We start from the raw sequence: 319 nt of genomic DNA, 5'->3' as shown, positions 1-319 counted from the left end.
AGGTGTAAAGGCAGTAATGTCATAGCCGAGTAGTACTAATAACCCGTAAGCTTATGTACAAGCCTCCCCCTTCCCCTGAAAAGGAGGGGGGACGTAACTTTCTTCCCCAATCAAGTTGGGGATAATCAAATTACTTTTTTATCTCAGTATGTTAAGATATTTATTCCTGTGAAAACAGGAATCTTTTCTAAACAAGGAAAGGACTTATGTAATAAGATTCCTGCCTTGGTAGGAAATGAAAATTTTAAGGTGGTTATTGCGGCGGGGCTCACCTCTTCCCATCCCGAACAGAGAAGTTAAGCCCGCCAGCGCAGATGGT

At 42.6% G+C, this 319-nt stretch carries 1 rRNA gene; it reads left to right on the top strand.

Annotated elements, in window-relative coordinates:
* Positions 1 to 245 precede the first annotated feature (245 nt).
* Positions 246 to 319: ribosomal RNA gene (rrf, locus tag AC23L6_RS13390) — 5S ribosomal RNA — on the top strand; the annotation flags it as partial.

It is taken from the genome of Flavobacterium sp. R1_16 (genome assembly GCF_057652095.1).
The sequence above is the reverse complement of the archived record's forward strand: the minus strand, read 5'-3'. Positions and strand labels throughout refer to the sequence as shown.